The organism is Photorhabdus africana (assembly GCF_035181445.1).
GTDB classification, from domain to species: Bacteria; Pseudomonadota; Gammaproteobacteria; order Enterobacterales; family Enterobacteriaceae; genus Photorhabdus; species Photorhabdus laumondii.
On sequence record NZ_JAXBVE010000260.1, the window covers coordinates 1 to 264 of the forward strand.

1 pseudogene is annotated in these 264 nt (G+C 48.1%); it reads left to right on the forward strand.

What is annotated here, in order from left to right:
- Positions 1 to 264: pseudogene (locus tag SLS51_RS23680) on the forward strand (ISNCY family transposase); the annotation flags it as partial.

A 264-nucleotide genomic window follows, 5' to 3' on the forward strand; every position in this document is an offset into this window, starting at 1 on the left:
GTTGGATCTCTCACAATTTGTCCATCAACTGATTGAACAATCTCCGGAGCATGAAACGATGTTGATGACTATTGCAGAACAGCTTGAACAAAAAGGGCGCGAGCAAGGTATTGAGCAAGGTATTGAGCGAGGTATTGAGCAAGGTATTGAGCGAGGCATTGAGCAGGGTATTGTGCAAGGCCGAGAGGAAGGCCGAGCGGAAGGTAAACTGGAAACGGCTCGTGCCTTATTACGGCATGGCGTGAGTTTGGACATTATTGTCAC